Genomic DNA, 13,560 nt, shown 5'->3' on the forward strand with positions numbered 1-13,560 from the left:
TCTACTGCCCCTGCGCCTGGTACTTCGCCTCGGTCTCGTCCTTCTGCGGCGCCCACCAGGCCTCGTGGTCGCGGTACCACGCGATCGTGTCGGCGAGCCCGGCCTCGAAGTCGGAGAAGCGCGGCTCCCAGCCGAGCTCGGTCCGCAGGCGCGTCGAGTCGATCGCGTACCGGAGGTCGTGGCCCGGGCGGTCGACGACGTGGTCGTACGCGTCCGCGGGCTGCCCGAGGATCGTGAGGATGAGCTCGACGACCTCCTTGTTGTTGCGCTCGCCGTCGGCGCCGATGAGGTAGGTCTCGCCGATGACGCCCTTCTCGAGGATCGTGAGGACGGCGGACGAGTGGTCGTTCGCGTGGATCCAGTCGCGCACGTTCTCGCCCTTGCCGTAGAGCTTGGGGCGTTCCCCGCGCAGCACGTTGGTGATCTGTCGCGGGATGAACTTCTCGACGTGCTGGTACGGGCCGTAGTTGTTCGAGCAGTTCGAGATCGTCGCCTTCACCCCGAACGAGCGCACCCAGGCACGCACGAGCAGGTCGCTGCCCGCCTTGGTCGAGGAGTACGGGCTCGACGGGTTGTACGGGGTCTGCTCCGTGAACTTCGCCGGGTCGTCGAGCTCGAGGTCGCCGTAGACCTCGTCGGTCGAGATGTGGTGGAAGCGGATGTCGTGCTTCCGCGCCGCCTCGAGCAGCGTGTACGTGCCGATGATGTTCGTGTCGAGGAACGGGCGCGGGTTCGCGAGGGAGTTGTCGTTGTGGCTCTCGGCCGCGTAGTGGACGACCGCGTCGTGCTCGGCGAACAGCCCGTCGACGAGCTCGGCGTCGCAGATGTCGCCCTTGACGAAGCGGAACCGGTCGTCTGGCAGCCCGTCGAGCGAGGCGAGGTTGCCGGCGTAGGTCAGCTTGTCGAGCACGGTCACCGAGTGGTCGGTGTTCGCGAGGACGTAGTGCACGAAGTTGGAGCCGATGAAGCCGGCGCCGCCGGTCACGAGGAGTCTTGACACCCCGACATCCTACCGAGGCGGCCCGTCGGAGCCGGCCGTGAGCCCTGCCGAGGAGAGCCCGATTGCTAGACTCGGCCGGTGCAGATCCGCGAACTGACGATCCCCGACGCCTACGAGGTGACGCCGAAGCAGTTCGGCGACGACCGCGGCGTGTTCCTCGAGTGGTACCGCTTCGATCGCCTGGCCGAGGTGGTCGGGCATCCGCTCGACCTCGCGCAGGCGAACACCTCGGTGTCGAGACGTGGCGTCGTGCGCGGGATCCACTTCGCCGACATCCCGCCGAGCCAGGCGAAGTACGTCACCGCGACGCACGGCGCCGTCCTGGATTTCGTCGTCGACATCCGGGTCGGCTCCCCTACCTTCGGGACGTGGGATTCTGTGCTCCTCGACGACGTCGATCGTCGCGCGGTCTACCTGGCGGAGGGCCTCGGGCACTGCTTCATCGCCCTCACGGACGACGCCACGGTGAGTTACCTCGTCTCATCGACATACCACGCGGAGCGCGAGCACGGCATCCATCCGCTCGACCCCGAGGTCGGCCTCGTCTTCCCCGAGGCGGCGGGCGAGCCGCTGCTGTCGCCGAAGGACGCCGAGGCGCCGAGCCTCGCCGAGGCCGCGGCATCCGGGCTGCTGCCGACCTGGGACGCTGCCCGGGCCTACTATGCGTCGTTGAACGAGAAGGGGAACTGACCCGATGCGGGGCATCATCCTGGCCGGCGGGTCCGGCACGCGGCTCTGGCCGATCACGAAGGGCATCTCGAAGCAGCTCATGCCCATCTACGACAAGCCCATGATCTACTACCCGCTGTCGACGCTCATGATGGCGGGCATCCGCGAGATCCTGATCATCACGACGCCCGAGTACAACGAGCAGTTCCGCGCGCTGCTGGGCGACGGCTCCCAGCTCGGCATCCGCCTCGAGTACGCCGTGCAGCCCTCGCCCGACGGACTCGCCCAGGCGTTCATCATCGGCGAGGAGTTCATCGGCGGCGAGAGCGTCGCGCTCGTGCTGGGCGACAACATCTTCCACGGCACGGGGCTCGGCTCGGCGCTGCGCGAGCACACCGACATCGACGGCGCCCTCATCTTCGCGTACCAGGTGAGCGACCCCACGGCCTACGGCGTCGTCGAGTTCGACGACGACTTCCGCGCGGTCTCGATCGAGGAGAAGCCGGCGCAGCCCAAGAGCGACTACGCCGTGCCCGGGCTCTACTTCTACGACAACTCGGTCGTCGAGATCGCGAAGACGATCGAGCCGAGCGCGCGCGGCGAGCTCGAGATCTCGACGGTGAACGAGCGCTACCTGCAGCAGGGAAAGCTCCACGTGCAGGTGCTCGACCGGGGCACCGCCTGGCTCGACACCGGCACGTTCGAGTCCATGATGCAGGCGTCCGAGTACGTCCGCGTCATCGAGGACCGCCAGGGCTTCAAGATCGGCTGCATCGAGGAGATCGCCTGGCGTGCCGGGTGGATCGACTCCGAGGCGCTGCTCGCGCTCGCGGCGCCGCTCGTCAAGAGCGGGTACGGCGCGTACCTCCGCCGTCTCGCCGGCACCGTCTGAATTCCGGCACACCGAGCCTGCCGACCCACGCCGTCGGGAGGAGCCAGTCGGGAGCCGTCAGCCTGCGCGTCGGACGACGACCCACGCGCGCAGTCGCAGGCCCGCCACGAGCGCCCAGCGCAGGGGCGCGAGCAGCGGCGACGCGTACTTGCGGCGGAGGAACCGCTCGGCGCTGCGATGGTGCGCGAGCACCATCCGCCTCGACTCCTTCTTGGTGCTGAGGCCGCCGATGTGCGTGACGACCGCATCGGGTTCGTACGCGTTCAGCCACCCGGCCCGTCCCAGCCGGAGCCCGAGGTCGACGTCCTCGAAATACATGAAGTAGCCCGGATCGAAGCCGCCCACCTCGTCGAACGCGCGTCGCCGGACCAACACGCACGCGCCCGACAGCCATCCGACCGAGCGGCGCCGATCGGGCGACTGCGTCTCCGCGCGATACGCGCGGGTCCACGGGTTCGTGGGCCACGGCGTGCCGAGGAGGGCGTGGCCCACGCCGGTGCGAAGCGACGGGAGGTTGCGGGCCGAGGGATAGGTCGTGCCGTCGGGATTCAGGATGCGCGGCCCGACGGCCCCGGCGGCCGGCTGCCGGTCGAGCGCGTCGACGAGGACCGCGAGCGCGTCGGCCGACATGGCGACATCCGGGTTGGAGACGAGCACGTACTCGACGCCGGGCGGAAGGGCGCGCACGGCGGCGTTCACGGCCGCGCCGTATCCCGCGTTCTCGCCGAGCTCGACCAACCGCACCCCTCGCGCGGCCGTCAGCGAGCGCGTCTCGGCGACGTCGGCCGAGGCGTTGTCGGCGACGACCACCGAGCCGGGGCGGGTCGAGAGCGCCGCGACCGAATCCAGGAAGGCCGGCAACTGGCCGCCTGAATTGTAGGAGACGGTCACCACGGCGACGCGGTCGAGGGTGGCGGAGGGCATCGCATCCGATCATAGGCGGGACGCAGGCCCGTCCGAGCACCCTCAGGTACCGCGGGCTAGACTTGCGTGTCGGCGTTGGGGTCGGAGCGCTGCGACGGGCGGCGCGCCACCGCGGGCCCCGCCCTACGAAAGGAACTCAACCTCTTGGCCTCGCGAGCAGTCCAGAAGCTCCTGCGTCCGTTCCGCATCCTCCGTGACGAGGGTCCGAGGGAGTTCAGCGCGCGCGTGCTGGCGAAGGCGCACTCCAAGCTGATGCGGCACAAGCCGGCGATGCTTGTCGACCTCGGCGACGCATCGCGCGTGGACTGGACGGTCCGGCCCCCGGCGCTCGAGCTCCCCGTGACGGTCGCCGATGGTCCGGTCGAGATCGCGTGGATCATGTCCCCTCCCGGTGACGCGAGCGGCGGTCACCAGAACCTGTTCCGTTTCATCCGCTTCGCCGAACTCGCCGGCCACCGCTGCACCGTCTACCTGTACCGCAGCCACGATGCGCCCGTCAGCATCCCCGACATCCGGGCGATGCTGAAGTCGCGGTCGGCGTACACCGACGTCGATGCCGACATCGTGATGTACGGCCCCGAGGGCGTGCGTCCAGGCACTCAGGCGATCTTCGCCACCGGTTGGGAGACGGCGTATCCCGCGTACCTCGACCCCTCGCCCGCCCGGCGGTTCTACTTCGTGCAGGACTTCGAGCCCAGCTTCTACCCGCTCGGCACCGAATCCCTGCTCGCCGAGAACACCTACCGCTTCGGCTTCCACGGCATCACCGCGGGCGGATGGCTCTCGCGCAAGCTGCACGACGAGTACGGCATGGCGACCGACCACTTCGACTTCGCCGTCGACAAGACCCACTACAGCGTCAGCAACACCGGGCCGCGCAACGAGGTCTTCTTCTACGCCCGTCCCGTGACGGCCCGTCGCGCGTTCGAGTTCGGCGTCCTCGCACTGCGTGAGTTCAACCGGCTGAAGCCCGACGTGCCGATCAACCTCGCGGGTTGGGACGTCTCGTCGTGGGAGATCCCCTTCGAGTACCGCAACCTGGCCACACTCGACATCACCGAGTTGAACGAGGTGTACAACCGGTGCGGCGCGGGCCTCGTGATGTCGCTGTCGAACATGTCCCTGTTGCCGCTCGAGCTGATGTCGGCCGGCGTGGCTCCCGTCGTCAACGACGGGCCGAACAACCGCCTCGTCTCCGACAACCCCTACATCGAGTACGTCCCGGCGTCACCGGGGGCGATGGCGCGCCGCATGGCCGAGGTCCTCGACCGGCCCGACGCGGCCGAGCGCGCGCTCGCGATGTCCGCCTCGGTCGCAGACGTGAACTGGGAGGACTCGGGAGCGCAGTTCGTCGCCGCATTCGAGAGGGCCATGCGTGGCTAGGGCGCTCGTCGTCGGGGCCAACGGCTTCATCGGCTCGCACCTCGTCGATGCGCTCGTCGGCGCGGGTCACGCCGTGCGCGCGTTCGACCGATTCAGCTCGTCCAAGCCGACGTTCCGCTCCCAGGGGGTGGAGGTCGTCCAGGGCGAGTTCCTCAGCCGCGCCGACCTCGAGTCGGCGGTGACCGGCCAGGACGTGGTGTTCCACTTCCTCTCGACGACGACCCCGGCCACGGCCGAGGCCGACCCGACGCTCGACATCCGCACGAACGTGGCGCAGACGGTGGAGCTGCTCGAGGCGTGCGTGGCCGCGGGAGTCGGCCACGTGTACTTCGCGTCCACCGGTGGCGCCATCTACGGGCCCCAGGACAAGGCCGAGTACGCGGAGACCGACCGGGCCCTGCCCATCTCGCCGTATGCGATCGGCAAGCTGACGATCGAGCACTACCTCAGCTACTTCCGTGCCAAGCACGGCCTCCAGTCCACCGTCCTGCGGGTCTCGAACCCGTACGGCACGCGGCAGCGCCCGAACCGCAAGCAGGGACTCATCCCCATCGCGCTGCGTCAGATCGCGCTCGGCCAGCCCGTCATCCGGTTCGGTGACGGCACGATGGTGCGCGACTACGTCTACGTCGAGGACCTCGTGCACATGATCGTGCCGTTCGTGGGGCGCGAGACCGAATACCGGCTCTACAACCTCGGCAGCGGGATCGGGCACTCGGTCAACGAGGTGTTCGCCTCGCTCCGCACGGTGGTCGGGCGCGAGTTCGCGATCGACGAGCGGCCGAAGCCGCCGACCTTCGTCGATCGCGTGGTCCTCGACACCTCGCGATTCCGCGCCGAGTTCGGCGAGACCCGATTGACCTCGCTGGACGAGGGCGTCCGATTGACGTACGAGGAGATCCGGAGCCATCCCGATGACTGACCGACCGATAGCGACCGTCGCCATCCTCACCTACAACGGCGAGGACTACCTTGAGCGCATCCTGCGACAGCTGCGGATCCAGCAGATCGACGGACCGTTCGAGGTGCTCGTGATCGACTCGGGCTCGACCGACGGCACGCTCGAGATCGTCCGCCGCTTCCCCGAGGTCCGGCTGCACGAGATCCCGAACGAAGAGTTCGGCCACGGTCGCACCCGGAACCTCGCGGCGGAACTCGCCCGGGGCGAGTTCGTCGCCTACCTCACGCACGATGCCGTGCCGATCGGGGAGCGGTGGCTCGCCGAGCTCATCGCACCCTTCGCGATCGACGAGCGCATCGTCGGGGTGATGGGCAAGCAGGTGCCTCGTCCCGGATGCTTCCCGCTGCTGAAGTACGAGATCCAGGGCATGTTCGCCGGGTTCGGCCCCGACTTCGGCACGTCGGTGTTCTACAAGGACCCGTCGATGACCGACGAGGGCGTGCTCAGCGCGATCGGGTTCTACTCCGACGTGAACTCGGCGGCCCGACGCGAGTTCCTCACCGAGGTGATCCCGTACCGCGACGTGCGGTACGCCGAGGACCAGCTGTTCGGCCGCGACCTCGTCGAGGCCGGCTACCGCAAGGCCTACGCGCCGCGCGCGGCGGTCGAGCACTCCAACGACCTGACGCTCGGCGAGTACGGCAAGCGGATCTTCGACGAGACCGTCGGGCTGCGGCAGATCGGGTTCCCCATCCCGCCGATGACGCGCGGCGCGCAGGTGCGGCTCACCGTGCGTGGCATCCTCGGCGACACGCTGCGGATCCTCCGGGACCGCGACTACTCGTGGAAGCGGAAGGCCTACTGGCTCGTGGTCAACCCGGCCTACCAGGTGAGGAAGTGGGCCGCGTACCGTCCGTCGACCCTGGTCGACCTCACCGATGCCGAGGCGATCGCCGCCGGTTCGCTGGAGCACAGCCGCAAGCGGGGCTGACCCCGATCGCAGAAGGACGAAGGGACCGCCGAGTGCGCTCGGCGGTCCCTTCGCTGCGGGTCGTCCGTCAGCAGTGCTTGAGCGGCTCCTCGAACGAGATCTCGGAGAAGTACCCGAGCAGGTAGGTCTCGTAGACGCCCAGATCCGCGATGTGCTGCTGGACGGCGTCGGGAACGCACGTCGGAGGGACCGTGTACATCGGCGCGTACGCCAGGCCGCCGGCCAGGGCGGCACCGGAGAGCGCGTCAGGGAACTTGGTGCCGTTGGTGACGAAGGCGAACACCGAGCTGGAACCGTCGGGAACGCTCCACGCCCAGCTGTTGATCGCCACCGACGTGCCGTAACGGTCGGCGCCGGCCAGACGGATCTTCCCGTAGAGCGACCAGAGCTGGTTCTCGATGCCGGTGGACACGACCCCGGTCCCACCGGCGATCGCCACCGCCATGGGCGAGCGATTCGCGATCGTGGTCATCGTCGCGCTGTCGAGGGAGGAAGCCGAACCGGGCACGATCAACACCGGCTCACGGTAGGCGGCGGCCGCGTTGCTGGCGGCGAGTGCGTCGGGGAAGTTCACTCCGGTGGCGATCCAGACGAAATCGGTCGCGCCGAAGGCGGCGTTCACGATGGCGCGCGAGGTCGCGTAGCGGTCGGCACCGGCCAGACGGACGACGCTCGCGCCGGGGACCAGCTGGGCGAGCGCCGACTGGACACCGGATGAGACCGCGCCCGTTCCGCCGGCGATGTAGATCTTCGTGGGGTTCAGGCGGACGAGCTCGTCGGCGATCACCGACGGCACCGACGTCGGCTGCACGAGCAGCAGCGGCCCGCCGCACGTCGCCGCCGCAGGAGCAGCGCTGAGGGCGTCGGGGAAGTTGGCGCCCGACGCCACGTACACGCACTTCGCATCGGCGGGGAACTCGGCTGCGATCGCGGCCGAGGTCTCGTAGCGCGAAGCGCCCGCGATGTAGTCGCTCAGCATTGGAGCGAGCACCTCGTCGATGCCGGCGACCGCCTGCCCGTCGGCCACGGTGACCGCGGTCGCGTACGCGGCGTACACCTGGTTGGCGTAGAACTCGGGGAGCAGCTTCGATCCCGCCGTCGCGTCCCGCACCAGCAGGAGGTAGTCGCCTGCCGCCAGTCCGGTGATGACGTACGTGCCGTCGACGCTGCTCGTCGCGCTCGCGATGGGCGCCGACAGCGTGTCCGTGGCCGGGTCGTAGGTGTGCGCCGTGACCGTCGCGCCGTCGAGTGGCGCGCTGGCGTTGTAGTCGACCAGTTCCTCGACCAGGCCGGAGATGGATCCGGTGCCGGCGGATCGGAGCGAGCCGACGACCTCGGCGGAGTCGGCCGAGGCATCCATCGCCGAGAGTCCGAGCGACCGGCCGCGAGGGGCGACCGGGTCGGTCTGCGCCGACGCCGACTGCTCGGTGGGAGCGTCGGCAGGGGTGAATGGGCGGTCCGCTTCCGCCGCCTGTGCGGCGGTGGGAAGGAGGACAGCTCCGATGAGGGAGATCGTGGCGGCGAGCACAGCGGCGCCGCGCGGTCGGCGGGGTGGGGCAGAGACCATCGTCGGGTCCGTTCGGTCGTAGGGATGCGGCGCGTTCGAGCCGCGCGCCTCATCGTAGGGGTTGGCGCGATGGCCGCGCCACACCCCCGATCCGGGGCCGATCGGCGGTCCCGAGCGAGCGCGGCACCGCCGATCCGCGACACCGCGGGCACGCTCGGACGGCGGCTGTGCGAGTCAGTCGGCGCGGATCAGCGGCTGCACGCGGAGCGTTCCCGCACCGGGGCTCAGGACGGGCACGTCGAACGAGGTCGCGCCCGGAGCCTGGTCGAAGTTGCGCCCGGTGCGGTCGCCGAGACCCAGGTTCACGATGTACTTGCCCGTACCGAGGCGCACGTCGGGCAGCGTGATCGTCAACCGGTGGGAGCCGCGCTCGGTGGGCAGTTCTGAACCGAGGTCGAACGTGGTCACCTCGAACAGTCGCAGGCCCAGTGGCGTCTCGATCGAGATGCCGATTCCCCATCCGGGCAGCGGTTCGATGATCTCGACGTCGACGTCGATGTCGACATCGATGCGCCCGTCGGCCACGGTGGTTCGCGAGTCGACCGAATTGAACATGTACGGGTACTCGGCTCGGCCGTCTGCGGCGATCGTCGCCGCGACGCGGCGGTCCTCCTCGTACCCGGCGCGCAGCACGCGCAGGCCCTCGGCAGTGTCGCCGTCGTGCTGGATCTCACCGGCATGGAGCACCACGGTGCGGTCGCAGAGGCTGCCGACCTGGTCGGCCGAGTGGCTCACGAGGACGATCGTGCGCCCCTCCGACTGGAACTGCGCGATCTTCTCCATGCACTTGCGCTGGAACGGTTCATCGCCGACCGCCAGCACCTCGTCGACCAGGAGGAGGTCGGGGTCGACGTGCACTGCCACGGCGAACGCCAGCCGCACGTACATGCCGGAGCTGTAGAACTTGACCTGGGTGTCGATGAACGACTCGATGCCCGAGAAGTCGACGATCGCGTCGAAGTACCGGTCGGTGTCCTTCCGTGAGAGGCCGAGGATCGCGGCGTTGAGGTAGACGTTCTCGCGACCCGTGAGGTCCTGGTGGAAGCCGGCGCCGAGCTCGAGCAGCGCCGCGAGCCGGCCGCGCCGGGCGACGGTGCCGCTCGACGGTTCGAGGATGCCGCCGATCACCTTGAGCAACGTGCTCTTGCCTGAACCGTTGTGGCCGACGAGGCCCACGGTGGACCCGAGTGGCACCTCGAGGTCGACGTTGCGCAGCGCCCAGAAGTCGTCTCGGTGCCGGCGCGACGACCGGAAGTTGACGATCCGCTCCTTGAGCGACTTGTCCTTGTGGAGCACGAAGCGCTTGGAGACGTCCTTGACGCTGACGATGGTGGGTTCGGTCATCAGAGCTCCTGGGCGAAGTTGCCCTGCACGCGGGCGAAGAGGCGTTGGGCGAACCAGAGCAGCACGAGGCTCACGAGCAGCATGATCGCCAGGCGGAGCTCGAGGTCGGGGGGCCAGGCCTGCGCGAGATCGCCGGTCGCGGTCGAGCCCGCGTTCCACAGCGCCTTCTGCATCGCGATGATCGAGATCGTGACCGGGTTGGCGAGGTAGAGCTCCTGGAGCCAACTGCCGCCCAACGTGGACTGGACGAACGTGTACGAGTAGACGATCGGCGAGAGCCAGAAGAGGATGACGAGCGCGATGTCGACGAGATGCTCGGTATCGCGCAGGTACACGTTCCACGCCGAGAGCACGAGCCCGACTGCAACCGAGAAGACGATCAGCGTCAGGATGGCCAACGGGGCCAGGAGCAACCGGCTGTCGGCCGGGAACGTCGACAGCAGCCCGATCGCGACGAGCAGCACGAGCAGTTGCACCGCGAAGTTGAACAACGCGCTGCCGACCGCGCTCAACGGGAAGATCTCTCGTGGAAGGTAGACCTTCTTGACGAGACCGCCGTTGACGATGAGCGAGGTCGTCGAGCCGGACACGATCTCGCTGAACAGCCCCCACGTGGTGAGGCCGATAAAGACGAAGATCGCGAAATCGGGGATGAACCGGGCGGCACCGAGGATCTGGCCGATCGCGAAGTAGTAGATCAGGAGCTGCACCAGCGGGCGGAAGAGGCTCCAGACCACGCCGAGCGAGCTGTTCTTGTACCTGGCCTTCAGCTCGCGCCGGACCAGCAGGACGAGGAGATAGCGGTTGTCCCAGATCTCGCCGACGGAGCGGGCGAAGCCGCGGAACGGCCCGACTCGGCGGTCGACGGGTTCCAGCGGCTCCAGCGCGATGCGCTGGGCGCGGGTGAGACTTTCTGCCTCCATCTGCTCTCTTCTCCTGGGGGCGCCGGGGCGTTCGTCGGGGCCCGGCGTACGGAGGACTCCGTCGAGGGGTGCTGTGGGCCGCGTCGAGTCTAGGCGAGGAAACCTGACGTGTTGCTCCCAAGCGTAGCCGTCGCGGGCGGGTACCGTACGGAGGAGCACGTCGGTGACGACGGGGGGTGCGCGCATGCTGACGGTCGGCAGGGTGGCCGCGTGGGTCGCGGCGGCGACGATTCCGCTGACCCTCGCCGCCTGCACGATGGACGGAGTGACTCCGTCGCCGTCGTCTGCACCCGCCTCGAGCCCGCCCACCGCCACGTCGGAGCCGGCGGCGACCGAGACCCCGGGACCCGGTCTCGAGGCCATCATCACGATCGCGAGCGTCGATGTCGACGGCCTGAATGCCACCGTCTCCGGCTACGTCAGCGGGATCATCGAGGACGGCGGAGCGTGCACCTTCGAGCTCACCGGACCGACGGGCACCGTCGTGCGCGCCGAGACCACGGGGATCGCCGACCGCTCGACGACCTCGTGCGGCGCGGCGAGCATTCCCATCGACCGACTCTCCTCCGGTACCTGGTCGGTGGAGCTCGGTTACCGGTCGGATGCGGCGGACGTCATCTCCGAGCCGACCACCCTGGAGGTGCCGTGAACATCCGCCGGATCATCGCCGTGACCGTCAGCGCGCTGCTCGCCATCGGCCTGGTGGCGGCAGTCGACACCACTCGCGCCCCCGAGGCCGACGCCGCCGTCGCGAGCGACTTCAAGGCGGGCAACATCATCAGCGACGCCATCTTCTTCGACGGCGCCGCGATGTCGGCGGCCGCCGTCCAGTCGTTCCTGAACTCGAAGGTGCCGACCTGCGCGAGCGGGTACATCTGCCTCAAGGACTATCGCCAGACGACGTCGAACCGGGCGGCGGAGGCGGGCCGGTGCGACGCGTACACGGGGGCATCGAACGAGACCGCCGCGACCATCATCGCCAAGGTGGGCATCGCGTGCGGCATCAGCCAGAAGTCGCTCATCGTGCTCCTCGAGAAGGAGCAGAGCCTCGTCACCGACAGCTCCCCGACCAGCACGCAGTACCGATCGGCCACGGGCTACGGATGTCCGGACACCTCCGCGTGCGATTCGCTCTATTACGGGTTCTTCAACCAGGTGTACATGGCGGCGCTCCAGTTCAAGCGCTACGCCGCGAACCCCACCGGCTACAACCACATCGCGGGCCGGTGGAACACGATCCTGTACAACCCGAACTCCGCGTGCGGATCGAGCCAGGTCTTCATCCAGAACCAGGCGACGGCCGGCCTGTACAACTACACGCCGTACCAGCCGAACGCCGCGGCGCTCGCCAACCTCTACGGCACCGGCGACTCGTGCAGCGCCTACGGCAACCGCAACTTCTGGCGGCTCCACACCGACTGGTTCGGACCGACGACGACGGTCTCGAGCCTCGTCCGCTCGTCGACGGATGCCACGGTGTACCTGACCTCGGGCACCTACAAGTACCCCGTGCCGAGCCTGGAGATCCTCTCCGCGCTCGCGCCGCTCGGCAACGTCACGTTCGTCGCCCAGTCGTACCTGGACAAGTTCCAGACAGCGCACAAGGTCGGACGCGTGCTCCGTTCGGAGAACGGCACCATCTACTTCTACGACGCCGGCATCAAGCTCGCGTTCACCTCGTGCGACCAGGTCGTCGACTACGGCGGTTCGTGCACGACCGACGGCTACGTGCAACTGACCGACGCCCAGATCTCCGCCTTCACGACCGGGCCGACCTTGCGTGCCGTCCTCGGCACCACCGCGGGCAGCCGGTACTGGATCAAGGCCGGCCAGAAGCGCGAGATCCTCGACGACGCGTCCCAGACCGCCGCGGGCATCCCTTCGGGCTACAACGTCCTCACCGAGTCCGCGGTGTCCGCGTTGCCGTTCGGGCAACCGGTGATCCGTGATTCCGCCTACACCGTGCGTCGCGGCTCGAGCTCGTACTCGCTGCTCGCCGCGGGGGCCGAGCACGCCATCGACGGTTCGCTCACCGCGCCGCTCGGGTTGCCGGCTCGGGTGGCCGGCGCGCTGCGCACCGAGAGCCTCGCCCTGATCCCCAACGCCGCGTCGCCCTTCGCCGGCGTGGTCCGACCCCCGTCGGGCACGGTGAACCAGGTGCTGAGCGACGGCGGGCGCTACGAGTGGTCGGCCAAAGCCGTCGGCGGCGCCGCCCCGTTCGTCACGGTCACGCAGGCGTTCGTCGATTCCTACCCGCTCAAGGGCTCCATCGTGGCCGGGTCGGCGATCAAGTCGCCGAGTTCGGCGACGGTCTACCTCGTCACGTCGACGCAGCTGCTCCCAGTGGGCTCGTGGGATGCGCTGGTCGCCCTGGCCGGGGGCGGCACGCCGAAGATCACGACGGTGGCGGATCGCATCATCGCCGCACTGTCGAAGGGGCCGGTCGCCCTCGTCGCGGGAACCCTGGTCCGCACGCCCGAGGACGCGACAGTCTGGTACGTGAACGGCATCACGAACAAGGTGCCCATCTCGAGCTTCCTCTATTCCAACCAGGCCGGGATCACCGGGTGGAGCTACACCACGAAGGCGCGGCTCGATGCGTACCCGAGAGCGGACAAGCTGCTCGGATTCGGCCTCACGTGCGGGACCACGACCTACGTCAGCGCCGGCGGCACCGTCCATCGCGTCGACCCGACACAGGTGGGTCTCTACCCGTTCAGCTACCTGGCGCTCGACTCGTACGCCTGCGCGCTCCTGAAGAAGGGCAAGGACGCCAACGAGTTCATCCGCACGCCCGACGGTTCGGTGTACCAACTCGTCGACGGGCAGAAGCGTCCGATCCGCACCATGGCTCGCCTCACCGAGTTGAATGGCGGTCGGGGCTGGCTGGATGTCGTTCCGCAGTTCGCGGCGCTGATCCCGACGGGGCCTGCCGCGTGAGCCGTCGGCGTCTCGTGGGAACCGGC

General features: G+C 68.8%; 12 protein-coding genes. 7 read left to right on the forward strand and 5 right to left on the reverse strand.

Features of this window, described 5'->3' with window-relative positions:
- Position 1: 1 nt before the first annotated feature.
- Positions 2-1,000, reverse strand: coding sequence for a dTDP-glucose 4,6-dehydratase (gene rfbB / locus JOD46_RS08020; protein ID WP_204393177.1), 999 nt, complete (start codon positions 998-1,000; stop codon positions 2-4).
- Between the two features lie 78 nt (positions 1,001-1,078).
- Between rfbB and JOD46_RS08025 the strand changes: the two genes are divergently transcribed.
- Together JOD46_RS08025 and rfbA are read left to right on the forward strand one after the other, a co-directional pair.
- Complete coding sequence (locus JOD46_RS08025; RefSeq protein ID WP_204393179.1) at positions 1,079-1,690, forward strand: dTDP-4-dehydrorhamnose 3,5-epimerase family protein; 612 nt, start codon at positions 1,079-1,081, stop codon at positions 1,688-1,690.
- A gap of 4 nt (positions 1,691-1,694) precedes the next feature.
- Complete coding sequence (gene rfbA, locus JOD46_RS08030) at positions 1,695-2,561, forward strand: glucose-1-phosphate thymidylyltransferase RfbA (RefSeq protein ID WP_204393181.1); 867 nt, start codon at positions 1,695-1,697, stop codon at positions 2,559-2,561.
- Between the two features lie 57 nt (positions 2,562-2,618).
- Here rfbA and JOD46_RS08035 read toward each other — a convergent pair whose 3' ends face one another.
- Entirely contained in the window at positions 2,619-3,485 is an 867-nt protein-coding gene (locus JOD46_RS08035; RefSeq protein WP_204393183.1) for a glycosyltransferase family 2 protein, read from the reverse strand.
- A 144-nt stretch (positions 3,486-3,629) separates the two neighbouring features.
- Between JOD46_RS08035 and JOD46_RS08040 the strand changes: the two genes are divergently transcribed.
- Genes JOD46_RS08040 through JOD46_RS08050 form a run of 3 tightly spaced genes read left to right on the forward strand, consistent with a single transcriptional unit; the run spans position 3,630 to position 6,760 of the window.
- Positions 3,630-4,868, forward strand: coding sequence for a rhamnosyltransferase WsaF family glycosyltransferase (locus tag JOD46_RS08040; protein ID WP_204393185.1), 1,239 nt, complete (start codon positions 3,630-3,632; stop codon positions 4,866-4,868).
- Positions 4,861-5,790: an NAD-dependent epimerase/dehydratase family protein gene (locus JOD46_RS08045; protein ID WP_204393187.1), complete on the forward strand. Its 930-nt coding sequence runs from the start codon at positions 4,861-4,863 to the stop codon at positions 5,788-5,790. The genes JOD46_RS08040 and JOD46_RS08045 overlap by 8 nt, the downstream gene beginning before the upstream one ends.
- Complete coding sequence (locus tag JOD46_RS08050; protein ID WP_204393189.1) at positions 5,783-6,760, forward strand: glycosyltransferase family A protein; 978 nt, start codon at positions 5,783-5,785, stop codon at positions 6,758-6,760. Before JOD46_RS08045 ends, JOD46_RS08050 begins: the two co-directional genes overlap by 8 nt.
- Positions 6,761-6,827: 67 nt before the next feature.
- Here the strand turns inward: JOD46_RS08050 and JOD46_RS08055 are convergent, their stop codons facing one another.
- The 3 genes from JOD46_RS08055 to JOD46_RS08065 all read right to left on the reverse strand — a co-directional run bounded on the left by JOD46_RS08055 (position 6,828) and on the right by JOD46_RS08065 (position 10,594).
- The gene (locus tag JOD46_RS08055; RefSeq protein WP_204393191.1) at positions 6,828-8,120 is read right to left on the reverse strand and encodes a cell wall-binding repeat-containing protein; all 1,293 of its coding nucleotides are present in this window, start codon (positions 8,118-8,120) and stop codon (positions 6,828-6,830) included.
- Between the two features lie 381 nt (positions 8,121-8,501).
- The gene (locus JOD46_RS08060) at positions 8,502-9,671 is read right to left on the reverse strand and encodes an ABC transporter ATP-binding protein (protein ID WP_204393192.1); all 1,170 of its coding nucleotides are present in this window, start codon (positions 9,669-9,671) and stop codon (positions 8,502-8,504) included.
- Positions 9,671-10,594, reverse strand: a complete 924-nt coding sequence (locus tag JOD46_RS08065; RefSeq protein WP_204393194.1) for an ABC transporter permease — start codon at positions 10,592-10,594, stop codon at positions 9,671-9,673. Before JOD46_RS08065 ends, JOD46_RS08060 begins: the two co-directional genes overlap by 1 nt.
- A 163-nt stretch (positions 10,595-10,757) precedes the next feature.
- Here JOD46_RS08065 and JOD46_RS08070 point away from each other — a divergent pair, with 163 nt between their 5' ends.
- Together JOD46_RS08070 and JOD46_RS08075 are read left to right on the forward strand one after the other, a co-directional pair.
- Entirely contained in the window at positions 10,758-11,243 is a 486-nt protein-coding gene (locus JOD46_RS08070) for a hypothetical protein (protein ID WP_204393196.1), read from the forward strand.
- On the forward strand, positions 11,240-13,534 hold the full coding sequence (locus JOD46_RS08075) for a hypothetical protein (protein WP_204393198.1): 2,295 nt from the start codon (positions 11,240-11,242) through the stop codon (positions 13,532-13,534). Before JOD46_RS08070 ends, JOD46_RS08075 begins: the two co-directional genes overlap by 4 nt.
- The last annotated feature ends 26 nt before the right edge of the window (positions 13,535-13,560 follow it).

The organism is Agromyces aurantiacus, assembly GCF_016907355.1.
In the GTDB taxonomy this organism is placed as follows: domain Bacteria; phylum Actinomycetota; class Actinomycetes; order Actinomycetales; family Microbacteriaceae; genus Agromyces; species Agromyces aurantiacus.

Bases quoted from the DNA above. Each gene is read 5' to 3' on its own strand.
- rfbA (WP_204393181.1), top strand. From the start codon at position 1,695: ATGCGGGGCATCATCCTGGCCGGCGGGTCCGGCACGCGGCTCTGGCCG.
- JOD46_RS08035 (WP_204393183.1), bottom strand. From the start codon at position 3,485: ATGCCCTCCGCCACCCTCGACCGCGTCGCCGTGGTGACCGTCTCCTAC.
- JOD46_RS08050 (WP_204393189.1), top strand. From the start codon at position 5,783: ATGACTGACCGACCGATAGCGACCGTCGCCATCCTCACCTACAACGGC.
- JOD46_RS08055 (WP_204393191.1), bottom strand. From the start codon at position 8,120: ATGGATGCCTCGGCCGACTCCGCCGAGGTCGTCGGCTCGCTCCGATCC.
- JOD46_RS08060 (WP_204393192.1), bottom strand. From the start codon at position 9,671: ATGACCGAACCCACCATCGTCAGCGTCAAGGACGTCTCCAAGCGCTTC.
- JOD46_RS08065 (WP_204393194.1), bottom strand. From the start codon at position 10,594: ATGGAGGCAGAAAGTCTCACCCGCGCCCAGCGCATCGCGCTGGAGCCG.